The 21,850-nt window shown below is 66.7% G+C and carries 23 protein-coding genes; 11 read left to right on the top strand and 12 right to left on the bottom strand.

Annotation, left to right across the window (positions count from 1 at the left end):
* The first annotated feature begins 22 nt into the window (after positions 1-22).
* Together E3O28_RS06610 and ilvA are read left to right on the top strand one after the other, a co-directional pair.
* On the top strand, positions 23-1,291 hold the full coding sequence (locus E3O28_RS06610; RefSeq protein ID WP_104100847.1) for an AI-2E family transporter: 1,269 nt from the start codon (positions 23-25) through the stop codon (positions 1,289-1,291).
* The gene (gene ilvA, locus E3O28_RS06605; RefSeq protein ID WP_104170842.1) at positions 1,284-2,519 is read left to right on the top strand and encodes a threonine ammonia-lyase; all 1,236 of its coding nucleotides are present in this window, start codon (positions 1,284-1,286) and stop codon (positions 2,517-2,519) included. Before E3O28_RS06610 ends, ilvA begins: the two co-directional genes overlap by 8 nt.
* A gap of 196 nt (positions 2,520-2,715) precedes the next feature.
* Here ilvA and greA read toward each other — a convergent pair whose 3' ends face one another.
* The gene (greA, locus tag E3O28_RS06600) at positions 2,716-3,207 is read right to left on the bottom strand and encodes a transcription elongation factor GreA (RefSeq protein WP_104170843.1); all 492 of its coding nucleotides are present in this window, start codon (positions 3,205-3,207) and stop codon (positions 2,716-2,718) included.
* A 107-nt stretch (positions 3,208-3,314) separates the two neighbouring features.
* Complete coding sequence (locus E3O28_RS06595; protein WP_134415454.1) at positions 3,315-3,716, bottom strand: DUF4307 domain-containing protein; 402 nt, start codon at positions 3,714-3,716, stop codon at positions 3,315-3,317.
* 70 nt (positions 3,717-3,786) lie between these two features.
* On the opposite strand from E3O28_RS06595, the gene mca reads away from it, so the two are divergent.
* Together mca and E3O28_RS06585 are read left to right on the top strand one after the other, a co-directional pair.
* Positions 3,787-4,650, top strand: coding sequence for a mycothiol conjugate amidase Mca (mca, locus tag E3O28_RS06590; RefSeq protein WP_174721882.1), 864 nt, complete (start codon positions 3,787-3,789; stop codon positions 4,648-4,650).
* A complete protein-coding gene (locus E3O28_RS06585; RefSeq protein WP_233191388.1) occupies positions 4,647-4,907 on the top strand; it encodes a hypothetical protein in 261 nt (86 codons plus the stop codon). Before mca ends, E3O28_RS06585 begins: the two co-directional genes overlap by 4 nt.
* A gap of 4 nt (positions 4,908-4,911) precedes the next feature.
* Here E3O28_RS06585 and E3O28_RS06580 read toward each other — a convergent pair whose 3' ends face one another.
* Positions 4,912-5,613 (bottom strand): hemolysin III family protein, encoded by a 702-nt coding sequence (locus E3O28_RS06580; protein WP_134342318.1) that lies wholly within the window; start codon positions 5,611-5,613, stop codon positions 4,912-4,914.
* 70 nt (positions 5,614-5,683) lie between these two features.
* On the opposite strand from E3O28_RS06580, the gene E3O28_RS06575 reads away from it, so the two are divergent.
* The 3 genes from E3O28_RS06575 (at position 5,684) to E3O28_RS06565 (ending at position 9,134) form a co-directional block, all read left to right on the top strand.
* Positions 5,684-6,469 carry an isoprenyl transferase gene (locus tag E3O28_RS06575; protein ID WP_104100852.1) on the top strand — a complete coding sequence of 262 codons (786 nt, stop codon included), beginning with the start codon at positions 5,684-5,686 and terminating at the stop codon, positions 6,467-6,469.
* A gap of 9 nt (positions 6,470-6,478) precedes the next feature.
* The gene (locus E3O28_RS06570; protein WP_134415453.1) at positions 6,479-7,600 is read left to right on the top strand and encodes an aminotransferase class V-fold PLP-dependent enzyme; all 1,122 of its coding nucleotides are present in this window, start codon (positions 6,479-6,481) and stop codon (positions 7,598-7,600) included.
* Positions 7,601-7,799: 199 nt separating this feature from the next.
* Entirely contained in the window at positions 7,800-9,134 is a 1,335-nt protein-coding gene (locus E3O28_RS06565; protein ID WP_233191395.1) for a PhoH family protein, read from the top strand.
* Between the two features lie 135 nt (positions 9,135-9,269).
* Here the strand turns inward: E3O28_RS06565 and E3O28_RS06560 are convergent, their stop codons facing one another.
* The 5 genes from E3O28_RS06560 to xseA form a co-directional block, all read right to left on the bottom strand.
* Positions 9,270-10,685 carry a class II fumarate hydratase gene (locus tag E3O28_RS06560; protein WP_134415452.1) on the bottom strand — a complete coding sequence of 472 codons (1,416 nt, stop codon included), beginning with the start codon at positions 10,683-10,685 and terminating at the stop codon, positions 9,270-9,272.
* Between the two features lie 88 nt (positions 10,686-10,773).
* A complete protein-coding gene (locus E3O28_RS06555; RefSeq protein ID WP_104100856.1) occupies positions 10,774-11,415 on the bottom strand; it encodes a carbonic anhydrase in 642 nt (213 codons plus the stop codon).
* Complete coding sequence (locus E3O28_RS06550; protein WP_134415451.1) at positions 11,415-12,074, bottom strand: DUF4245 domain-containing protein; 660 nt, start codon at positions 12,072-12,074, stop codon at positions 11,415-11,417. Before E3O28_RS06550 ends, E3O28_RS06555 begins: the two co-directional genes overlap by 1 nt.
* Positions 12,071-12,313: an exodeoxyribonuclease VII small subunit gene (locus tag E3O28_RS06545; RefSeq protein WP_104100858.1), complete on the bottom strand. Its 243-nt coding sequence runs from the start codon at positions 12,311-12,313 to the stop codon at positions 12,071-12,073. Before E3O28_RS06545 ends, E3O28_RS06550 begins: the two co-directional genes overlap by 4 nt.
* On the bottom strand, positions 12,301-13,554 hold the full coding sequence (gene xseA / locus E3O28_RS06540) for an exodeoxyribonuclease VII large subunit (protein ID WP_134415450.1): 1,254 nt from the start codon (positions 13,552-13,554) through the stop codon (positions 12,301-12,303). The genes E3O28_RS06545 and xseA overlap by 13 nt, the downstream gene beginning before the upstream one ends.
* An 88-nt stretch (positions 13,555-13,642) precedes the next feature.
* On the opposite strand from xseA, the gene E3O28_RS06535 reads away from it, so the two are divergent.
* Complete coding sequence (locus tag E3O28_RS06535) at positions 13,643-14,677, top strand: 4-hydroxy-3-methylbut-2-enyl diphosphate reductase (protein ID WP_104100895.1); 1,035 nt, start codon at positions 13,643-13,645, stop codon at positions 14,675-14,677.
* Positions 14,678-14,779: 102 nt separating this feature from the next.
* Here the strand turns inward: E3O28_RS06535 and E3O28_RS16910 are convergent, their stop codons facing one another.
* Positions 14,780-15,349, bottom strand: coding sequence for a DUF6264 family protein (locus tag E3O28_RS16910; protein ID WP_233191389.1), 570 nt, complete (start codon positions 15,347-15,349; stop codon positions 14,780-14,782).
* A gap of 12 nt (positions 15,350-15,361) precedes the next feature.
* Positions 15,362-16,387, bottom strand: coding sequence for a class II fructose-bisphosphate aldolase (gene fbaA, locus E3O28_RS06525; protein WP_104100861.1), 1,026 nt, complete (start codon positions 16,385-16,387; stop codon positions 15,362-15,364).
* 219 nt (positions 16,388-16,606) lie between these two features.
* Here fbaA and glpX point away from each other — a divergent pair, with 219 nt between their 5' ends.
* A complete protein-coding gene (gene glpX / locus E3O28_RS06520; RefSeq protein WP_233191397.1) occupies positions 16,607-17,563 on the top strand; it encodes a class II fructose-bisphosphatase in 957 nt (318 codons plus the stop codon).
* Between the two features lie 60 nt (positions 17,564-17,623).
* On the opposite strand, the gene E3O28_RS06515 is transcribed toward glpX, so the two are convergent.
* Together E3O28_RS06515 and E3O28_RS06510 are read right to left on the bottom strand one after the other, a co-directional pair.
* Complete coding sequence (locus E3O28_RS06515) at positions 17,624-19,006, bottom strand: DNA recombination protein RmuC (RefSeq protein WP_134415449.1); 1,383 nt, start codon at positions 19,004-19,006, stop codon at positions 17,624-17,626.
* Positions 19,007-19,061: 55 nt separating this feature from the next.
* Positions 19,062-19,679 carry an exonuclease domain-containing protein gene (locus E3O28_RS06510; protein WP_134342323.1) on the bottom strand — a complete coding sequence of 206 codons (618 nt, stop codon included), beginning with the start codon at positions 19,677-19,679 and terminating at the stop codon, positions 19,062-19,064.
* 83 nt (positions 19,680-19,762) lie between these two features.
* On the opposite strand from E3O28_RS06510, the gene ychF reads away from it, so the two are divergent.
* Together ychF and E3O28_RS06500 are read left to right on the top strand one after the other, a co-directional pair.
* Positions 19,763-20,836 (top strand): redox-regulated ATPase YchF, encoded by a 1,074-nt coding sequence (gene ychF, locus E3O28_RS06505; RefSeq protein ID WP_104100896.1) that lies wholly within the window; start codon positions 19,763-19,765, stop codon positions 20,834-20,836.
* A 164-nt stretch (positions 20,837-21,000) separates the two neighbouring features.
* Positions 21,001-21,660 carry a hypothetical protein gene (locus E3O28_RS06500; RefSeq protein ID WP_134415448.1) on the top strand — a complete coding sequence of 220 codons (660 nt, stop codon included), beginning with the start codon at positions 21,001-21,003 and terminating at the stop codon, positions 21,658-21,660.
* Positions 21,661-21,850: the final 190 nt, after the last annotated feature.

Here is a 21,850-nt window from a genome sequence, read left to right as displayed (position 1 = left end):
GATTGCCTAGACTGATGCCGTGATGGAAACCGACGGAAAACCCGCCCGCAGCGGCTTCTTCGGCGTGTTCGGACGCCGCCGCACCGTACCCCCGATCCTGGTCGAGCTCCCGCCCTCGCACGGCTACGGAGTCGACGAGAACCTGCCGGCCGGCATCCGACTCGCCGCCGCCTGGTCCTGGCGCCTGCTCGCGCTCGCCGGCGCACTTGCTGTTTTCATCTTCATCGTCATCCAGCTCCGGTTGATCGTCATCCCGCTGCTCGTGGCCGTGCTGGTGTCGGCACTGCTCGTGCCCTTCGTCGGATTCCTGGTGCGACACCGATTTCCCAAGGCTCTCGCGGTCGTGGTCGCTCTGATCAATACCTTCGCGATCCTCGGCGGACTGATCACGCTGGCCGTGAAGCAGATCGCCATCGGCACGGTCGGCCTGAACGAGAGGCTCGCCGCCTCCTACGAGAGCCTCAAGGCCGTTCTCCTGGCGTCGCCGCTGCAGCTGACCGAACCGGAGCTCAACGCGTTCCTCGGCCAGGCCTGGGACGCCATTCAGGCGGACAGCCAGGTTTTCGTCTCTGGGGCGCTCTCCGTGGGGTCCTCGCTCGGCCACCTGGTGACAGGTTTCCTTCTGGCGCTGTTCAGCCTGCTGTTCATCCTGATCGATGGCAAGGGCATCTGGTCCTGGATCGTGCGCCTGTTCCCCCATGGCGCGCGCGCGGCCATCGATGGCGCGGGGGTGGCCGGCTGGACCACGCTGGGGAACTTCGCCAGGGTGCAGATCCTGGTGGCGTCCATCGACGCGATCGGCATCGGGGTCGGGGCCGCACTGCTGGGGGTTCCGCTCGCCATCCCGATCGGCGTGCTCGTTTTCCTCGGCTCGTTCATCCCCATCGTCGGCGCCGTGGCCACGGGCGCGGTGGCGGTCGTGATCGCCCTGATCTTCAACGACTGGGTGGTGGCTTTGCTGATGCTCGGCGTTGTGCTGCTGGTGCAGCAGATCGAGGGTCACGTGCTACAGCCCCTGATCATGGGTACGGCGGTCAAGGTGCATCCACTGGGTGTCGTTCTCGTGGTGGCGGCCGGCGCCCTGCTCGCGGGCATCGCCGGCGCCCTCTTCGCCGTACCGATCGCTGCCGTACTCAACGTCATGATCAGCTACATCAACAGCGGGGCGTGGCGATCCGAGCAGACCGCCTCGGCACCCGTCTTCGCCTCCTCGTTGTGGCAGACCGTCCCGCAACGCCCCGGTTTCCGCCGACCGGCATACCGCCTCGAGAAAAGTGCCTCCCATGACTAATGTCTCGCTCGTCGGACCGACCCTGGCCGATTTCGAGTCCGCCCGGGATGTCGTCGGTCGGGTCGCCGCCGTCACCCCGATGGAAACGTCCCGCTACCTCTCGGAGCTCCTCGGCGCGCCGGTCCTCCTCAAGTGCGAGAACCTGCAGCGCACCGGGTCCTACAAGATCCGCGGCGCGTACAACCGGATGTCCAAGCTCACCGACGAAGAGAAGACCCGCGGCGTCGTGGCCGCCTCGGCCGGCAACCACGCCCAGGGCGTCGCCTTCGCGGCGCGGGAGCTCGGCATCCAGGCCACGATCTTCATGCCCGTGGGCGTCGCCCTGCCCAAGCTGCAGGCAACCCGCGACTACGGCGCGCACGTCATCCTGCGCGGCAATACGGTGGCCGAGCCGCTGCTCGCGGCCGCGGAGTGGGCCGCCGAGACCGGCGCCATCCTGATCCCGCCGTTCGACCACGCGGATGTCGTCACCGGCCAGGGCACCGTGGGTCTGGAGATCCTCGACCAGGTTCCCGACCTCGCCACCGTGATCGTTCCGATCGGCGGCGGCGGCCTCATCTCCGGTGTCGCCAGCGTGCTCAAGCAGCGCGCGCGCCGGGACGGCCGCCAGATCCGGGTGATCGGGGTGCAGGCCGCCAACGCGGCCGCTTACCCTCCGTCCCTCGAGGCCGGCCGGGTGCTGGAGATCCAGATCATGCCGACCATCGCCGACGGCATCGCGGTGGCCAAACCGGGCCTGCTGAATTTTGAGATCGTGCGTGATGCCGTCGATGAGGTCGTCACCGTCACCGAGGATGACACGGCTCGTGCCCTCCTGGTGCTGCTCGAGCGCGCCAAGCTCGTGGTCGAGCCGGCCGGCGCGGTCGCCGTGGCGGCGATCCTCGCGGGCAAGGTCACCGCGACCGGCCCGACGGTCGCGATCCTCAGCGGGGGAAACATCGACCCGCTGCTGATGCAGCGCGTGATCAGCCATGGTCTCTCGGCATCCGGCCGCTATCTCACGTTGCGCATCATGCTGCCCGACCGTCCCGGGCAGCTGGCCCGCATCTCGGAGCTGCTCGCCGAGGCGCACGCCAACGTGATCGAGGTTCTCCACACGCGGCACGGTGTGGGGCTTCAGATCAGCGAGGTCGAACTCAACGTCAGCGTCGAGACTCGCGGGCCCGACCACCGCCAGCTCGTCGTGGATGTGTTGCGTGCGGCCGGATACGACCCGCAGATCGACTAGCGGGGGGAGCTTCGACGAATCGTGCGTCGTGGGTTTGACGCTCGTGACGGTGCCGTGCCTCTGACGAATTCGACGGAGATTCTGCCCGGATCGGCTCCAGAAGCCCCGAGAACTCGCATTTTCCGCAAAATCTCCGTCGAATTGGTTCGACGACGGGAGCCAGGCGGGGCGCGGCGCGAGCGGGGGACCGGTGCGGCTAGTTGCCGGTCCAGGTCTCCACGAGGAAGATCTCGACGGCGATTTCCTTGCCGGTGGGCGTCACGTACGACGTTGTCGCTCCGACGGCGAGGCCGATGATCGCGGTGCCGAGCGGGCTCTGCTCGCTGAAGACGTCGAGGTCGCTGTCCCCGGCGATCTCGCGGCTGCCGATCAGGAAGCGGGTCTCATCGCCGGCGATCGTGGCCGTGATCACGGTTCCCGGCTCGACGACCCCCCGGCTTTTCGGCGCATGGCCGACCTCGGCGTTGCGCAGCAGTAGAACGAGGGTGCGGATGCGGGCCTCCATCTTCCCCTGCTCATCCTTGGCCGCGTGGTAGCCCGAGTTCTCCTTGAGGTCGCCCTCCTCGCGAGCCGATTCGATCTTCTTCGCGATCTCGACGCGCCCGACGGTGCTGAGCGTGTCCAGCTCCGCGGCGAGGCGGTCGTGGGCCTCCTGCGTCAGCCAGGTGACCGTGGTTTCGGTAGTCATGGGTGGAATCTCCTCATGCTTGTTCGTGCTCGTTCGATGCCCGTGCGGGTGAACCCGCAGATATACAACGGACGCCCCGACGATCACGTCAGGGCGAAGTCATCAGTCTAGGTCAGCCAGCAGCGGTAAATCAATCCGGTGTTGCTCTGCTCGGTGGTGCGCACATCCGTCGTCGTCGACCGCGAATACACGATGCTCGCGGGCAGGTTGACGACTTTCCAGCCAACCACCGTGAAACTCTCGTTGAGCGCCTGAACCGCGCAGCTGGCGGTGCGGCCGACCGGGATGGACGCCTCGAACGTGACGCTCACAGTGTTCTCGTCGATGATGCTGTGACGGATGTCCCGGGTCTCGATCAAAGGCTGCGACGCCCCCAGTCCCACCCAGACCACGAAGCCCAGGAGGATTGCCGCGAGGGAGCCGGCTGAGACGAACAGAACGCGGCGGTCTCTCGTGCCCCGGTTCGGGGCGCGTCCGTACCGGGTGTTGAGGTTGCTGCTCAGGGCCACTCAGACTCCATACTCACGGATCAACGATTAGTCTTGGTAGCAAGGTTATCTGGCATTTCTGAGGAGTTTCATGGCGCTGCGACTCTTGGCGGTGCACGCCCATCCCGACGACGAGTCGAGCAAGGGCGCTGCGACCTATGCCCACTACCGGGGTCTCGGCGTCGAAGTGATGATCCTGAGCTGCACGGGCGGCGAGCGGGGGAGCATCCTGAATGAGGCTCTGCTCGGCCATCCGCTGGCCGAGCGCGACCTGCCGGGACTGCGCCGTCTGGAAATGGCCGAGGCCCAGCGGGCCCTCGGCGTGCAGCACCGCTGGCTCGGCTACGAGGACTCCGGCATGAACGAAGACGGTTCGGTGCCCCGGAACTCGTTCGCGGACATCCCGGTGGCGATCTCCGCCGAACCGGTCGTCCGGCTGATCCGCGAATTTCGGCCGCAGGTCCTGGTGACCTACGACGAGAAGGGCGGCTACCCGCATCCCGACCACATCCGCTGCCACGACGTGTCGATGGAGGCCTACCGTGCCGCCGCCGACCCGACCCGGTACCCGGATGCCGGTGAGCCCTGGCAGGTCGAGAAGCTCTATTACGATCGGATTTTCAACCTTGAACGCGTCGACGCCATGTTCCTGGAACTGAGCGTCACGGAGCCGGACTCGCCCCTGCTGGAGCCGCTCGGAGCGGCCAGGGAATGGATGAAAGACTACCCGAAGCTGGCCACGACCCATGTGCCCGTCGGTGACTTCCTCGAGGTGCGGGACGCGGCGCTTCGAGCCCACGCGAGTCAGGTTGCTCCCACCAGCAGTTTCTTCTTCTGGCCGAACGACCTCATCCGCGAGGCGTGGCCCTATGAAGACTTCCAGCTCGTCGAATCGAAAGTGGACACCGTGATACCTGAATCCGACCTCTTCACCGGAATCCGGGACGACTCGTGAGCGGCCTGATCCTGGCTCCCCTCGTGAGCATCGTCTTGGCCGCCACCCCACCGCCGGAGTTCGACCCGAACACGGTGACGCCGGGCCCGGAAGGCTTTGTGGCGATTGCTCTGGTCGCCGTGGGAGCGGTGCTGCTGGCGATGGACATGGCCCGCCGAGTGCGCCGCAACACCTACCGCGCCGAGATTCAGGAACGTCTGCAGGCGGAGATGGCCGCACAGAAGGCCGCAGAGGCCGGAATCGCCGACAAGGACTAGCGAACTACGGGTGGATCGGGTTCGTCGCGATGATCATGATCGCCGCCCAGTGGCAGAGGAAGGCCACCACGGTCAGGGTATGGAAGATCTCGTGGAAGCCGAATACGCCCGGCAGCGGGTTCGGCCGCTTCATGCCGTAGATGACGGCGCCGACCGAGTAGCAGAGCCCGCCGACCATGATCAGTGTCATCATCGCTGCGTTGGCCTGGAAGAAGTCCACGATGAACATCAGCGCTCCCCAGCCGAGTGCCAGGTACAGCGGAACGTAGAGCCAGCGTGGGGCGTGAATCCAGAACACCCGGAACGCGATTCCGAGGATGGCGCCGCCCCAGACCAGCGACAGAAGCAGCGTGGACTTGGCGGGCGGCAGGGCCAGCACGGCGATGGGCGTGTAAGAGCCCGCGATCAGCAGGAAGATGTTGGCGTGGTCGATCCGTTTGAGGATGACCTTCGTGCGCGGACTCCAGTCGAACCGGTGGTACAGCGCCGAATTGCCGAACAGCAGCATCGAGCTGAGCACGAACACGAGCGAACTCCACCGGGCCGCGCTGCCCTCGGCCGACAGGAGCAGCACGATCCCGGCCACGATCGTGACCGGGAACGTGCCGGCGTGGATCCATCCTCGCCAGGTGGGCTTGACGTCCACCTGCGGGGGCAGGTCGTCCTCGAACAACGGCAGGTTGGGGATGTCATCCGCTGAGGCCATGCTGCAAGAATAGGACAGTGTGCATGCCGCGCGCGGTACGCGACGCTCCCGAGTGGGCTAGCGTAACTGTGTGCAGAAACGGGAAGTTCCTTGGGCGCGCGGCATTCTCTACGGGGTTTATCAGCGTCGGCTTCGTCGCGGGCTGACGCCGGATGTTCTTCCAAACCACGTCGCCATGATCATCGACGGCAACCGGCGCTGGGCCAAACAGCTCGGGTTCGACTCCGCCGCCCACGGGCATCGGGCCGGTGCCGCCAAGATGCGGGAGTTCCTCAAGTGGTGTGACGACCTCGGCATCTCCGTCGTCACGCTCTACCTGTTGTCGTCCGACAACCTCACCAACCGGCCCAGCGAAGAACTCGCGGAGCTGACGAAGATCATCGCCAAGCTCGCGGAGGAGTTGTCCCGGTACCGCGACTGGCGGGTGCAGCAGGTCGGCTCGAAGACCGGACTGCCCGAGCCGCTGGTGGCCGCACTGAACGCCGCGGAAGCGCGCACGGCCCGCAAGAAGGGGCTGCACGTCAACCTTGCCGTCGGCTACGGCGGGCGCACCGAGATCACCGACGCCATGCGCAGCATCGTGGGAGCGCACCTTGCCAGCGGCGGCGTGCTCGAGGACCTTGCGGAGACGCTGACCCCGGATCTGATCGGCGCGCACCTGTACACGGGCGGCCAGCCCGATCCGGACCTGGTCATCCGCACGTCGGGGGAGCAGCGCATCAGCGATTTCATGCTCTGGCAGAGCGCACACAGCGAGTTTTACTTCGTGGAGGCGCTCGGGCCTGACCTCCGCCAGGTCGATTTTCTGCGCGCCCTGCGCGATTTTGCTCGGCGCCAGCGCCGCTTCGGAGGGTAGGGGCACCTCATGACGGCTCTCGAACGGTTCCTTGACGGGTTCATCGCGGAACCCGGTTACCTCGACTATGCCCGGATCGGCCCGCTGTCGGCGGGTGTGGTCGCCGAAACCCTCGGCCAGACCGAGGTGCTCTCGCGGGCCCGGTTCGGCAGCCTGGACCACTTCCAAGCCCAGGACGAGCGGCTGCGCACCGCCGTGGCCCGGGTGACCGGATTTCGCGCCGACCAGGTCGTTTCCGAGCCCAACACCACCACCGGCGTGATGCAGGCCATGTTCGGCCTGACGGGGGCGGTGCTGCTGTCGTCGGGCGACTTTCCCACGGTCCCGTTCGCGGCCGTGCGCGCCGCGGAGGCGCTGCAGGTGGTCACCCCGCTCTGGCTGGCGACCGACCACGGCCGCGTCACCCCTGGTCAGATCCGGGAGCAGCTCACCCCGGCCACTGCCGCAGTGGCGGTCTGCCTCGTCGATTCCCGCACCGGCCATCGCGTGGACCTCGAGGGCATCCGTCAGGTCATCGGCGACCGTTTGCTCATCGTCGACGCCATCCAGGGTTTCGGCGCAGTGGATGTCCCCTACGAGGTGGCAGACGTCGTCGCGTCGGGCGGGCAGAAATGGTCCAGGGCCGGCTGGGGCACCGGGTTCCTGGCTCTCAGCGACCGTGCGGTGGAACGCCTGGTCCCCGTGTTCTCCGGTTTCGCCGGCACCGACGTCCCCGAGCCGTGGGACGAAGTATTGCCGCCGAGCCGCAGCGCAAACGCGTTCCGGGTGAGCAATGGCGACGCCATCGCCCAGGCCCGGTTCGCGGCCGCCCTCGAGGAGGTGGCCGAGGTCGGTATCCGTGCCATTGAAGATGCGATCGCCGTGAACGTGTCGCTTCTGATCGATCTGGCGGACGAGTTTGCTGTGCCCGTGGTTTCCTCCCGAGACGACCGGGAGCGGGCCGGCATCCTACTGCTCGAGCCACCGGCGAGCCAGCTCACGCTGCTGAGCATCGCGCTGCACAACCACGGGGTGACGGCGACGACCCGCAGCGGGACCGTGCGGCTGAGCACCCATGCTGCGCTCAGCCCGGACACGGTCGACATGCTGCGCGGGGCGTTCACCTCGTATGCGACCGCCGTGACCTACTGACGACGGCTCGGTGAACATTGTTTCGAATGGGCGTGTCGCTCTTCCCCTGGAGCGTGCGGGTAAGTAGCGTCATGCTTATCAGGTATGGCGCCTGATCGAGACGGCCACATAAGTACGGCTCGAGAACCCTGTGGCCGCTCGCCAACACAATCTGTGCCTCACGGGGCACGGGGTGGGAGTGGTTGTGACCGCTAATCAGATCGATAACAAGGGTTCTAACCAGAGCGCGTCGGCGACGGGGCAGACCGAATGCACGTACGTTCTTGACACCTCGGTTCTGCTCTCCGATCCCAAAGCGATCTTCCGTTTCGCGGAGCACGCCGTCGTGCTCCCCGTCGTGGTGATTGCGGAGCTCGAGGCCAAACGCAACGACCCGGAGATCGGCTACTTCGCTCGCCAGTCACTGCGGTTCCTTGACGAACTGCGGGTGAAGCACGAACGGTTGGACTTCCCGATCCCGGTCGGTGACGGCGGCAGCCTCCGCGTGGAGCTCAACCACTCGAACATGTCGGTGCTTCCGTCCGGACTGCAACTCGGTGACAACGACTCCCGCATCCTGGCCGTGGCCCTGAATCTCGCCCACGACGGCTTGAATGTGACCGTCGTCTCCAAGGACCTGCCCCTACGGGTCAAGGCGGCCTCGCTCGGCCTCACCGCAGAAGAGTACCGTCATGAACTTGCCGTGGATTCCGGCTGGACCGGCATCGACGAGATCACCTTGGGCTCGAACCTGATCGACGAGCTCTACGACAAGGAGGTCGTGCACACCCGTCTCGTGCAGGACATGCCCGTGAACACGGGCCTGGTCATCCACTCCGACCGCGGTTCGGCGCTCGGCCGGGTGACCGGCAACGGCGCGATGAAGCTCGTGCGCGGCGACCGGGACGTCTTCGGGCTGAAGGGACGCTCGGCGGAGCAGCGGCTCGCCATCGACCTGCTGCTCGACCCGGAGATCGGTATCCTGTCACTGGGAGGTCGGGCCGGCACGGGGAAGTCGGCGCTCGCCCTCTGCGCCGGGCTCGAGGCCGTGCTGGAACGCCAGCAGCACCGCAAGATCATGGTCTTCCGACCGCTCTACGCGGTCGGCGGCCAGGAGCTGGGGTACCTGCCCGGCGACGCCGCCGAGAAGATGAGCCCGTGGGCCCAGGCGGTCTTCGACACACTCGGGGCCATCGTCTCCGAGAACGTGCTGGAGGAGGTCATCGAGCGCGGCATCCTCGAAGTCCTGCCGCTGACGCACATCCGCGGCCGGTCCCTGCACGACGCTTTCGTGATCGTCGATGAGGCTCAGTCGCTCGAACGCAACGTGCTACTCACGGTGCTCAGCCGGATCGGGCAGAACTCGCGGGTGGTCCTCACCCACGATGTGGCGCAGCGGGACAACCTGCGGGTCGGCCGCTTCGACGGGGTGGCGTCGGTCATCGAGACGCTCAAGGGACATCCGCTCTTCGCCCACATGACGCTCACCCGCTCGGAGCGGAGCGCGATCGCCGCCCTCGTGACCGAGATGCTCGAGGGCAACGAGGTGCGCTAGCGCCCTGACGAATTCGACGGAGATTTTGCCCCAGAAGCCGCTTTCGGTACGAAAACAGGCAACTGGGAGCAAAATCTCCGTCGAATTGGTGAGCGCTGAACGGACAAGGAGCTGCGCAAGTGAGAAAGCGCGGGGCTACTTCGCCTGAGGCGGGCGGGTCATGCTCAGCACGTCGAGGGCGGTGTCGAGCAGTTCGAGGGTGACCTCGCCGCGCTCAACGAAACCGAGCGCGATGACGGAATCGCGCACGGTCACCCCTTCGGCCACCGAGTACTTTGCCACCCTGGCCGCGGCCTCGTAGCCGATGACCCGGTTTAGAGGAGTGACGATGGCGGGGGAGGACTCGGCCAGCGCGCGCGCGCGCTCGACATTCGCTGTGAGGCCGTCGACGGTCTTGTCGGCGAGCACGCGGGCCGCGTTCGAGAGCAGGCGGATCGACTCGAGCAGGGCGGTGCCCATCACCGGGATCGCGACGTTGAGCTCGAACGAGCCCGACGCGCCCGACCAGGCGATGGTGGCGTCGTTGCCGATCACGCGGGAGCAGACCATCAGCACGGCCTCGGGGATCACCGGGTTCACCTTGCCCGGCATGATCGAGGAGCCCGGCTGCAGGTCGGGGATGTTCAGCTCTCCGAAGCCCGTGTTGGGTCCCGAGCCCATCCAGCGCAGGTCGTTGCAGATCTTGGTGAGGCTCACCGCGATGGTGCGAAGGGCGCCGGATGCGTCCACCAGGCCGTCCCGGTTGGCCTGCGCCTCGAAGTGGTCGCGTGCCTCGGTGACCGGCAGTTCGGTCTCCTCGACGAGCAGCTCGATCACGAGCTGCGGGAACCCTGCGGGCGTGTTGATGCCGGTTCCGACCGCAGTGCCGCCGAGGGGGACCTCCGCGACGCGGGGAAGCGCGGTGCGCACGCGCTCGATGCCGAGGCGCATCTGCCGCGCGTATCCGCCGAACTCCTGGCCGAGGGTGACCGGGGTGGCATCCATCAGGTGGGTGCGGCCGGCCTTGACCGCGCCGGCCCACAGCTCGGCCTTGGCCTCTAAGGCCACAGCCAGGTGGTCGAGTGCGGGGACGAGCTCGTCGATGAGCGCGCTCGTCACGGCGAGGTGCACGGATGTCGGGAACACGTCGTTGGAGGACTGAGACGCGTTCACGTGGTCGTTCGGGTGCACCGGGCGCCCGAGGCTGCGGGTCGCCAGGGTCGCGAGGACCTCGTTCATGTTCATGTTCGAGGAGGTGCCGCTGCCGGTTTGGTAGACGTCGATCGGGAACTCGGAGTCGTAGCGACCGGTGGAGACCTCGTCGGCGGCGGTGGCGATCGCGTTGGCGATGTCGACGTCTAGTACCCCTAGTTTCGCGTTCGCCAGGGCGGCGGACTTTTTGATGCGCGCCAGGGCGGCGATCTGGGCGGGCTCCAGTACCGAGCCGGAGATCGGGAAATTCTCGACGGCCCGCTGCGTCTGCGCCCCGTAGAGGGCGGCGACCGGAACCCGGACCTCGCCCATCGTGTCGTGTTCGATCCGGTACTCGGCTTCAGCGGTCTTGTCCACCACGGTGTGTATTACCTTTCGGTTGGGAATCTCTTCGGTACGGGAACGCGCGGCGACGGCCTGGGCGGCTCGCCGCGGGCGGGCTGCTCGGCTAAACCACGCCGACAACGATGTCGGGCACGGCACGGCCTTCGAGCAGCCGGTAGTTCGCCCCGACGATAGCCAATGTACCTTCTGCCACGGCCGCCCTGATCATCTCAGAGCGCTCGAGCAGTTCGGACACCGTGTCGCGAAGGTGTTCGCGGCCGACGGCGAGGGCGTCGACCAGCTCGGGATCGATCGACGTCGCATCCTTGGACTCCGCCACCCGGCGGACGGCCGGCACGATCTTCTCGATGATCCGGCTGATGTGCGCGGGCAGAGGTTGCGCGTCGGCGGCCTGGGAATCGATGGCGGCGCGCACGGCCCCGCAGCCGTCGTGGCCGAGCACCAGGATGAGCGGCACACGGAGCACGGCGACCGCGTATTCGAGTGAGCCGAGCACCGAATCGGAGATGACCTGACCGGCATTGCGCACGACGAAGAGGTCGCCGAGGCCCTTGTCGAAGATGATCTCGGCGGCCAGCCGCGAGTCGCTGCAGCCGAACAGGGCCGCGTCGGGGGTCTGTACGAAGGCGAGTTCGGCTCGGCGGTCCACATCCTGCCGCGGATGCCGCGGCTCGCCGCTCACGAAGCGGTCGTTTCCGCGCTGCAGGTCGGTCCAGACGTCTGCCGGTGTTGCTGCCTCGCCCATTACTGTCCCTCGGTGCTGTTGGAACTGATCTGTTCGGCCAGCACTGCGGCCAGGACGGCGAGTTCCTCGTCATCGGCGGTGCCGACGAGGAGGTAGGTACTGTCGCCGGCCGTGGTCACCAGAGCGGATTCGAAATTGCCGCGGTCATCTTCCGGTGCGGTGTTGCGGTAGACGTCCCAGGTGACTCCGGCGATCATGACGGTGCCGGCGACCGGAGCATCCTGCAGCTCGTCGGCGAGCCAGCTCGGGTTGGCGCCGAGCGCTTGGGTGAGGCCGATGAACTCGGTCTTGGCCGTGATCAGACCGATGTACCAGGACGGGATCTTGTCGCTTCCGCCCAGGTGCCACTGCGCGGCGTTGGCCGTCCACCCACTCGGCAACTCCGGAACCAGCAGGGGATCGGTGAGGCCGGGTTGCACCTGCGCGGCGACGGCGGCGAAATCGACGTCGCGGTTCTGCGGGGCGTCGCTGCGCGGCACCAGCAGCACGAGCACCAGGACTGTGCCCAGTGTGGCCAGCAGGGACAGGACCAGATTGTTCACGGTCTTGTGGGAGCGGTACTTGCGGGAGTTCTCGGCCAGCCGGGTGCGGGTTTCATCCGGCGTCTCCGGGCGACCCAGCTCTGCGACGATTCGGGGCGCGCGCTTGGCGGGGCTCATCCGGCTGTCGCGGCGGAGTCGACTTGGCCTGCCCTGGCGGCATCCAGCCTGGCTTTCGCGCCGATCAGCCACTCTTCGCAGCGGCGGGCGAGAGCCTCACCTCGTTCCCACAGCGCGAGCGATTCCTCCAGCGACGAGGCTCCCTGCTCGAGGGCGTTCACCACGCGCACGAGTTCATCCCGGGCCTGTTCGTAGCTCAGTGCGTTGATTTCGTCTGGTGCCGAGGTCATGGTGTCCATTCTAATTTCTCATTCGACGGTGTCGGGTCGGAGGTTGCCACGTCCGCGGTGGCCGCCAGAGCGCCCTCGGCGAGCGTGATCAGGAGTTTCGTCTGCGACGGTGCCTGCCCGGGCGAGCGCACCACCTGGCCGCCCTGCAACTGCACGATCGAGTAGCCGCGGTCGAGGGTGCCCTGGGGGGAGAGGGCGCGCAACTGGGAACGCAGGTCGACGATCACCGCTCCGGCCCGCTCGACCGCCCGGTCGATTAGCTCGGCGCCGCGGGCGACGTAGCGGGTGAGGTCCTCGGATCGGGAATCGATGATCCACTCGGGGGTGCTCAACACCGGGCGTGAGCGAAGCTGACCGATCCGGTCGACCTCGTGCGCGAGGATACCGGTCAGCCGGTTGCTGAGGCGGGCCCGGGCCTGCTGTACCCGGTTGAGTTCGTCGGAGACGTCCGGCACGACGCGTTTGGCGGCATCCGTCGGCGTCGACGCGCGAAGGTCGGCCACGTCGTCGAGCAGCGGCCGGTCGGCCTCGTGGCCGATCGCGCTGACCAGCGGGGTCGTGCAGGCCGCCGCAGCCCGGATCAGCGTCTCGTCGCTGAAGCCGAGCAGGTTCTGGAAGTCGCCGCCGCCGCGGGCGACGATGATCACGTCGACCTCCGGGTCGGCGTCCAGCCGCTGGATGGCCGCGGTCACCTCGGACACCATGCGATCACCCTGCACGGCGGCGTAGGCCAGGTCGAAAGTGACGGCCGGCCAGCGCAGCTGGGCGTTGCGGATGACGTCTTTCTCAGCGTCGGAGTCTTTGCCGGTGACCAGGCCGATGCAATGGGGGAGGAAGGGCAGCGGCTTCTTGCGGGACGCGTCGAACAGACCCTCGCCGGCCAGCCGATTGCGCAGTCGTTCGAGCCGTTCCAGCATGTCGCCGAGGCCCACGTGGCGCATCTCGAGCATCTGCATGGTGAGAGTGCCACCCTTGACCCAGTAGTTGGGTTTGACGAGGGCGATGACCCGGTCGCCCTGCTTGAAGTCGTTGGTCAGCTTCGCGCGCACCGACGACCAGATCGTGAAGCCGACCGTGGCGTCTTCGGTGAGGTCCTTGAGCTTGCCGTAAACGTTGCCGCCGCTGGCGCCCCACTGGGTGATCTCGCCCTCGACCCAGGCCGTGCCGAGGCGCTCGATGTAGCCGCGGATCTTGTTGGCCAGCAGCCCGACCGGCCAGGGGGTCTCGAGGGTGGGTGGTGCGTCCGTCATCAATCGTTCCTCCCACGGACTGCACAGTCGGCCCCCATAAGATGAGGAGGTGACTATCAGTACGGATTCGCCTGTGATCGGCCTTGGCATGCCACGGATTCCCCGCGCACGCAACAGGCTCAAGGATACCCCGGTGCTCGGACGCAAACGGGTGCTGCTGGCCGCCCCGCGAGGCTACTGCGCCGGCGTGGACCGTGCCGTCATCGCCGTCGAGAAGGCCCTCGAACTGTATGGCTCCCCCGTGTATGTGCGCAAGCAGATCGTGCACAACATCCACGTGGTCTCCGAGCTGGAGAAGAAGGGGGCGATCTTCGTCGAGGAAGTAGACGAGGTGCCCACCGGCTCCCACATCGTTTTCAGCGCCCACGGCGTGTCACCGGCCGTCGTCACTGCGGCGGCGGACCGCGGCCTGCTGGCAATCGACGCCACCTGCCCACTGGTCACGAAGGTGCACCGTGAGGCCGTGCGCTTCGCCCGGGACGACTTCCAGATCCTGCTGATCGGCCACGAAGGCCACGAAGAGGTCGAGGGAACCGCGGGGGAGGCACCCGAGCACACCACGCTCGTCGGGAGCCCTGACGACGCCGACACCATCGAGGTGCGCGACCCCGACAAGGTGGTCTGGCTGTCCCAGACCACGCTGAGCGTGGACGAGACCATGGAAACCGTGCGTCGCCTGCGTGCCCGTTTTCCAAATCTGCAGGATCCCCCCAGCGACGACATCTGCTACGCCACCCAGAATCGCCAGGTGGCGATCAAGAAGGTGGCCCGTGATTCGGACCTCGTCATTGTGGTCGGCTCGGCGAACTCGTCCAACTCGGTGCGACTGGTCGAGGTGGCGCTGGAGTACGGTGCTCGGGCTGCCTACCGCGTGGACTTCGCCAGCGAGATCCAGCAGGAGTGGCTCGACGGGGTTGTCACCGTGGGCGTGACCAGCGGGGCATCCGTGCCCGACGAACTCGTGCACGAGGTGCTCGCCGATCTGGCCGAGGCCGGCTACGGCGACATCGAAGAGATCAAGACGGCCGAGGAGGACCTGCTGTTCTCGCTGCCGAAGGAACTGCGCAATGACCTGGCCGGCAACGCGGATGCCCGCGGTCTCGGCGGACGGGTCAGCAGCTAGGAACCGGCCAGCCGCGTTCACCACGAAGGCCCCCGTCGATCAGATCCAGGATCTGACCGACGGGGGCCTTCGTGCACGCCGGACCCGGCAGAATGGCGTCGTCTACAGCTGGCCGTAGACGTCCATCAGGTTCGGGTCGTTGAGCAGCGTCGGGTCGGTGGCCAAAACCGCGGTGGTGAAGGCGATGAACACGAACGCGGACAGGACCACACCGATCAGCGGCACGTAGAACGCGCGCTTGCCTCGGACCAGCAACAGGATCACGCCTGCCGCCGTGGCCAGCCAGACCAGGGACACACCGATGATCCCGGCCGTGACCAGCCCGGCCGCGGAGGGATCCGGCTCATACGCGGCGAGATCCAGCTGGGTATGGAGCAACTGAATGGACTCGGTGATCATCGTGAGCATGCTGACCGCGAAGAACGTGGACAGGAGCCCGAGGACGAGCAGGCTCAGAGTCACCGGCCGGTCCCAGGCCGGCGCGGTTCCGGCCGGGCGCACAGCCCGCTCGGGTGCCGCGGACGGCCCCGGAGCCGGCGGTGTGGCGAGCGTGGGCTCATCCGGGCTAGGAGTCCAGCTCCAACCCTCGGGCGCAAGCTCACCGTACTGGGGACGGGGCCGGGAATCCTCCGGAGGGGTTCCCGAAGGAGTCGACGAAGAATTCTCGGCCATCGTCATCCGGTGCTAGCTGTTCGAGTGGCCGGCGGAGCCGAGCTGGCGGGTGGCGTCGGCGACGCGAGCGGCCATGCCCGTCTCGGCAACCTTGCCCCAGGCGCGCGGGTCGTAGACCTTCTTGTTGCCGACTTCGCCGTCAACCTTGAGCACGCTGTCATAGTTGCTCAGCATGTAGCCGGCGACCGCGCGGGTGAACGCGTACTGGGTGTCGGTGTCGATGTTCATTTTGACGACACCGTTCGCGACGGCCTCGGCGATCTCGGCGTCGGTCGAGCCTGACCCACCGTGGAAGACCAGGTCGAGCGGCTTCGGGCCGGTACCCAGCTTGGCGGCGACGCCGTCCTGGATCTCCTTGAGGAGCTCCGGGCGCAGCTTGACGTTGCCGGGCTTGTACACGCCGTGCACGTTGCCGAAGGTGAGGGCAGCCATGTAGCGGCCGTTCTCGCCCATGCCGAGGGAATCGATCATCGAGAGCGCGTCGTCGAGTGTCGTGTACAGGTTCTCGTTGATGTCGCCCTCGACGCCGTCTTCTTCGCCGCCGACGGCGCCGATCTCGACCTCGAGGATGGTGTTGATCGCCTGGGTGCGCTTCAAAATGTCCTTGGCGATGTCCAGGTTCTCTGCCAGCGGGATTGCGGAGCCGTCCCACATGTGCGACTGGAAGATCGGGTTGCGGCCGGCCTTCACCTCGTCTTCGGAAGCGGAGATGAGCGGGAGGACGAAGTCCTCGAGCGCGCCCTTGGGGCAGTGGTCCGTGTGAAGCGCAACGGTAATGGGGTAATTGTCGGCGACGGACTGCACGAAGCGCGCCATCGCGAGCGCACCGGATGCGCGGTTCTTGACCGTGTGGCCGGCGAAGTAATCTGCGCCACCAGTGGTGACCTGGATGATGCCGTCAGAGCCGGCTTCGGTCAGGCCCTGAAGAACGGCATTAATGCTTTGAGAAGACGAAACGTTGAACGCCGGGTAGGCGAACCCCTTCGTCTTGGCCTTGTTGAGCATCTCGGCGTACTGGTCTGGGGTTGCGATGGGCATTGTTGAGTCTCCTCGATTGAACCGTTTCGGTCTTCTCATCCTACCGAGGTGGGTCTCCGGCCGTGCCAGCGAGCGAACGCCCCCGCGACGAAGAGCGGGCGCTAGGCTGAACGAGGCAGCACCGACACCGGTGCCGGCCCAAAGATGGGTCTTGCCACTGCCGCACTCTTCGTCCGGGAAGGACCATCTGTGAACAGCCCCGAAGTCGCCCCCAATTTCATGCACCCCGACCGCAACCTTGCGATGGAATTGGTGCGGGCCACCGAGGCCGCAGCGATTCGTGCGGTCCCGTTCATCGGCCGCGGCGACAAGAATGCCGCAGACAAGGCAGCCGTCGACGCCATGCGCGTCTTCCTCGGCACCGTGAACTTCGACGGACTCATCGTCATCGGTGAGGGTGAGAAAGACGAAGCCCCGATGCTCTTCAACGGTGAGCGCGTCGGCAACGGAACCGGACCCGCCTGCGACATCGCGGTCGACCCGATCGACGGCACCAGCCTCACCGCCGCCGGACGCCAGAATGCCCTCTCCGTGATCGCGGTCTCCTCCCGCGGCACCATGCTCGACGCGTCATCCGTGTTCTACATGGACAAGATCGTCACGGGCGCCGCCGGGCGCGGAGTCGTCAGCCTCGACGCCCCGATCGGCGACAACATCCGTGAGCTGTCGAAGGCGACGGGCAAGCCAGTCGGCGAAATGGTCCTCGCCGTGCTCGACCGTCCCCGCCACGCCGAACTTATCGACGCCATTCGCAGCGCCGGAGCGGGCACGCGGCTGATGAGCGACGGCGACGTCGCCGGCGGCATCAACGCGGCTCGCTGGGAAACGCGCATCGACATGTGCGTCGGCACGGGTGGCAGCCCGGAAGGCATCACCACGGCCTGCGCGCTCAAGGCCATCGGCGGCTACATGCAGGGACGCCTGGCACCGAAGGACGACGCCGAGCGTGCGGGTGCCGTCGCGGCCGGCCTCGACGTCGACAAGCTGCTCGAGCTGGACGACATGGTCAGCGGCGACAACACCTTCTTCGTCGCCACGGGCGTGACGGATGGCGGACTCGTCGACGGCGTGCGCCGCCAGGGCCCGATCATCCGCACCGAGAGCATCGTGCTGCGCTCGAAGTCCGGCACCACGCGTCGGGTGATCGCCGAGCACCTCGCCTCGAAGTGGCTCTAGGCGCTCGGCTTTAGCTGCCTGCAAGGCCGAAAATCGCCGCTCCGACGGCGATTTTCGGCGTTATCGGCGATTCTCGGAGTCAGTCAGTGCGGCGGCCTCGAGTGCGGCGGCATCGAGTGCGGCGCTTTCGAGTACCGCGGCCTCCAGCTCCGACACGAACTCCCAGGCGGCCAGTTCGCGCGGTGTGTCCTCGATGCCCGCCAGCGGCGCCAGCACCTTGGACTCGTCGAGGGCGTTGAGCTTGCGTGCGGTGGGCAGTACCTGGCGTTCCATCGAGCCGACGAAGCCGTTGTAGTCCTTCACCGTGCGCTCGATCGACCGGCCCAGTTTTTCGATGTGCGTGGCCGTGGTGGCCAGACGGCCGTATAGCTCCCGACTGAGGTCGAACAAGACTTTTGCGTCATGCGTGAGCACGTCCTGCTGCCAGGTGAAGGCCACCGTCTTGAGCACCGACCACAGGGTCACCGGGGAGGCGAGGGCCACCCGTTTCGAGAACGCGAATTCCATGATCGAGGGGTCGGCCTCCAGCGCCGAGGAGACCAGGGACTCGCTCGGGATGAAGGCGATCACGATCTCCGGGGAGGCCTCCAAGCCCTGCCAGTAGGCCTTGCTGCCGAGGGCGGTGATGTGGTCGCGCACGGCCTTGACGTGAGCTTTCATGTAGACGGCCCGCTGGGCTCCCAGGGCACCGGTGGCGGTGACCGGGATCTGGCTGGCTTCGAGGAACGCCGTGAACGGCACCTTCGCGTCGACGGCGATGTTCTTGCCGCCGGGCAGGTGCACGACCATGTCGGGGCGGCCGGCGCCGGCGTCGGAGGTGATGCTCGACTGCACATCGAAGTCGACCCGCTCGATCAGGCCGGCGGCCTCGACCACGCTGCGCAGCTGGGTTTCGCCCCAGACCCCGCGCGTGTTGTTGGCGCGCAGGGCCGACGCGAGCGACTCGGCGGTGCTCCGTAGGCGCTCCTCCGACTCGGTCGCCGACCGCAGCTGCTGGCTGAGCTCGCCGTGTTGCAGGCTGCGCTGGGCCTCGAGCTCGGCGACCTTCTGCTGCATGTCCTGCAGGCTCTCCTTGACCGGAGCGAGGGCCTGGAGCACCTTGCTTTCCTGATTCTGTTGCTCGGTGCGCGCGTCCTGGTCGTTGCGCTGGCGGTCGCTCAGTTCGCGGTATTGCCGCCCCGCGTCGACGACCTGTCCGCGCAGGGCGTCGGCGGTGGCCTGGACTGAGGCCAGCTCTTCGCGCAGGATGGACTGGATGCCGGCCTCTCGGGCATACACCTCGGCCAAGGCCACCTGGTGCCGGGCCTCGATGACGAGGGGATCGGTGCCGGACGAGCCTTCGTTGCGGCGCTCGGCGGAACGCGCCGTGAGGACCACCGTGAGTAGGGTGCCGAGCAGGGCGCCGACGACAAGGCCGAGAAGAAGACTGAACCAGGAATCCATGGTTCTACTCTGCCAGTGGCCACCGACATTGCCCGAGCCGGTGCCCCAAGGATGCCTAGTTCAGCGCCATCGGGCCGTGCGTGGCGGACTTCTCCTTCGTGGCGAACGGCCCGATGGCGCCGATCTTCACGCCGGTGATCTGCGCCAGCTCCTCGAGAGTGTCGGCCCCGTGCCGGTCGGCGGCGTGGATCATGATGGCCGCGCAGGCCTCCGCGTCGGCCAGGGCGTCGTGGTGGGCGAAACCCTCGAAGCCCGCGGCCATCGCGGCCACCGGGAGCCGGTACGAGTCGAGGTGGTAGGTGCGGCGGGCCACCTGGAGGCTGCAGACGTAGTTGAAGTCGGGCACGACCAGCCCGGCGACCGTGGAGGACGTCTTGATGACCCCCAGGTCGAACCCGGCGTTGTGCGCCACGAGGTGGTCGTCGCCGGCGAAGGCGACCAGGTCGGGAAGCTGCTGCGCCCAGGTGGCCGCACAGGCGACATCCGTCGGCCGGATGCCGTGGATCTTGATGTTCCAGGCCAGGAAGACGTCGTGCCCGACGGCCGGCTTGATGAACCAGGCGATGCGGTCGACGACCTTGCCGTCACGGACCTTCACCAGCCCCACCGAGCAGGCCGAAGCGCTGGAGGAGTTGGCGGTCTCGAAGTCGATGGCGGTGAAGTTGACTGGCACCGCTTCATCCTGTCACGGGCCGCCGACAGCGCGTCGCCGCTGTGCCGACCGGCCTCGGGTCGCAGACGGTACGATTGACTCTCGTGGCTCTTACTATTGCAATCGTCGGACTGCCCAATGTTGGCAAGTCCACCCTCTTCAACGCGTTGACCAAGAACAACGTGCTCGCGGCGAACTACCCGTTCGCCACCATCGAGCCCAACGTCGGCATCGTCAACCTGCCCGACCACCGCCTGGCCAAGCTGGCCGCGGTCTTCGGTAGCGAGCGTCTGCTGCCTGCCCCGGTGTCGTTCGTCGACATCGCCGGCATCGTGCGCGGCGCCAGCGAGGGGGAGGGGCTCGGCAACAAGTTCCTTGCCAACATTCGGGAGGCCGACGCCATCGCGCAGGTCATCCGCGGCTTCGCCGACCCCGACGTGGTGCATGTCGACGGCGCCGTCGACCCGGCCGGCGACATGGAGACGATCAACACCGAACTCATCCTCGCCGACCTGCAGACCCTCGAGAAGGCGGTCTCCCGCTTCGAGAAAGAGGTCAAAGGGCGCAAGCTTCCCCCCATCGTGCTGGAGACCGCGCTCAAGGCGCAGGCCATCCTCGACGCCGGAGCGCCGCTGTCATCGGCCACGCTCGACATCGAGCCCATCCGCGAGCTGGGCCTGCTGACGGCCAAGCCGTTCATCTACGTGTTCAACGTCGACGAGGCGGTGCTGCAGGATGCCGGGAAGCTCGCTGTTCTGGCCGCGCTGGTGGCCCCGGCCAACGCCGTGTTCCTCGACGCGAAGCTCGAATCCGAGCTCAGTGAACTCGACGCCGAGGACGCCGCCGAGATGCTGGCCTCCACCGGCCAGGCCGAGAGCGGGCTCGACCAGCTCGCCCGCATCGGCTTCGACACCCTCGGCCTCCAGACCTACCTCACGGCCGGCCCCAAGGAAACACGCGCCTGGACCATCCGAAAGGGCTGGACCGCTCCGCAGGCTGCCGGCGTCATTCACACCGACTTTCAGAAGGGCTTCATCAAGGCGGAGATCTTCTCCTTCGACGACCTGATGGAGGCCGGTTCCGTGGCGGAGGCCCGCTCCAGGGGCAAGGCCCGCATCGAGGGCAAGGAATACATCATGCAGGACGGCGACGTGGTGGAGTTCAGGTTCAACGTGTAGAGCGTTCCTCTCTTACTCGTAGCGAGCGGTCCTGTCGTCGCCAGCACGCACGGAACCCCCGTCGGGAGATGCTCGCACAGGCGGTCCTGACTGCCGGTGACGCAACCCGGTTGAGTGAAACTAATGTGGATCCAGGTTCTGAGAACTAAATCGGGGGAAATCGGATGTCAGTTCACGTTTCCGAGCGCCGGCGGCTTCCCGTCGTAGCTGTCGCGGCAATCGGGCTGCTGCTCCTGTCGGGGTGTGCACGTCAGGGGCCCGATGCGCCGGTAATGAATCCGACGAGTTCCGTCGGCCCGACGGCCAGCACGACTGCACCGACACCGACACCGATACCGACAAAGCTCGCGATGGACCTAGCCGACCCGGCTTCGTGGATCATCGGCTTCACCAGCGTGGGACCGCTGGTGATCGGGGATAGTATCAGCGCGACGGACCGGTTGATGACCGCCTTCTCCAGCAGTGCCGTTTTCGAAGGCTGTCCGTCGATCCTCTCCTTCGACCGGCCCGGATTTCCCAATTTGGTCATCGCCGACAGTTCCGACAACGGCCTCGTAGAGCTGATCGCCTTGGAGGGAGGGCCGACTTCCTCGGACTTCACCGCCACATCGCCGCGCACGACCGCTGGAATCGGGATCGGCACCACGCTCGATGAACTCAAGACCGCATACCCCGCGATCACCTACCAGGACGACCATTTCACTCCCCACTACACGTTGACGGACGGGAACGGGAATTGGATCAATTTCGCTACATCTGAAGGCCTAGTGAACAAGATCGTCGTTCGCCCCATGCCTGTCATTCCCAGAGAAATCTGTGGCTAGACCACTCAGTGACCAGCACTGGTGTAAGAAAGTCGGACTGCATCGCGGTTTTCGGTATCGGAATGCGACGGAGTTTAGGCTCTAGCTCCCAGCGTTAGTCATCGAAGCAGCAGCAATCGAAGGAGTCCATCGTGCCTGTCATCGCCATCATCGGAGCCGGACCGGGACTCGGAGCAGCAGTTGCGCGAAG

Source organism: Cryobacterium sp. TMT2-14, assembly GCF_004402465.1.
GTDB classification, from domain to species: domain Bacteria; phylum Actinomycetota; class Actinomycetes; order Actinomycetales; family Microbacteriaceae; genus Cryobacterium; species Cryobacterium sandaracinum.
Note: the sequence above shows the minus strand (reverse complement) of the source record. Positions and strands in the feature narration are given on the sequence as shown.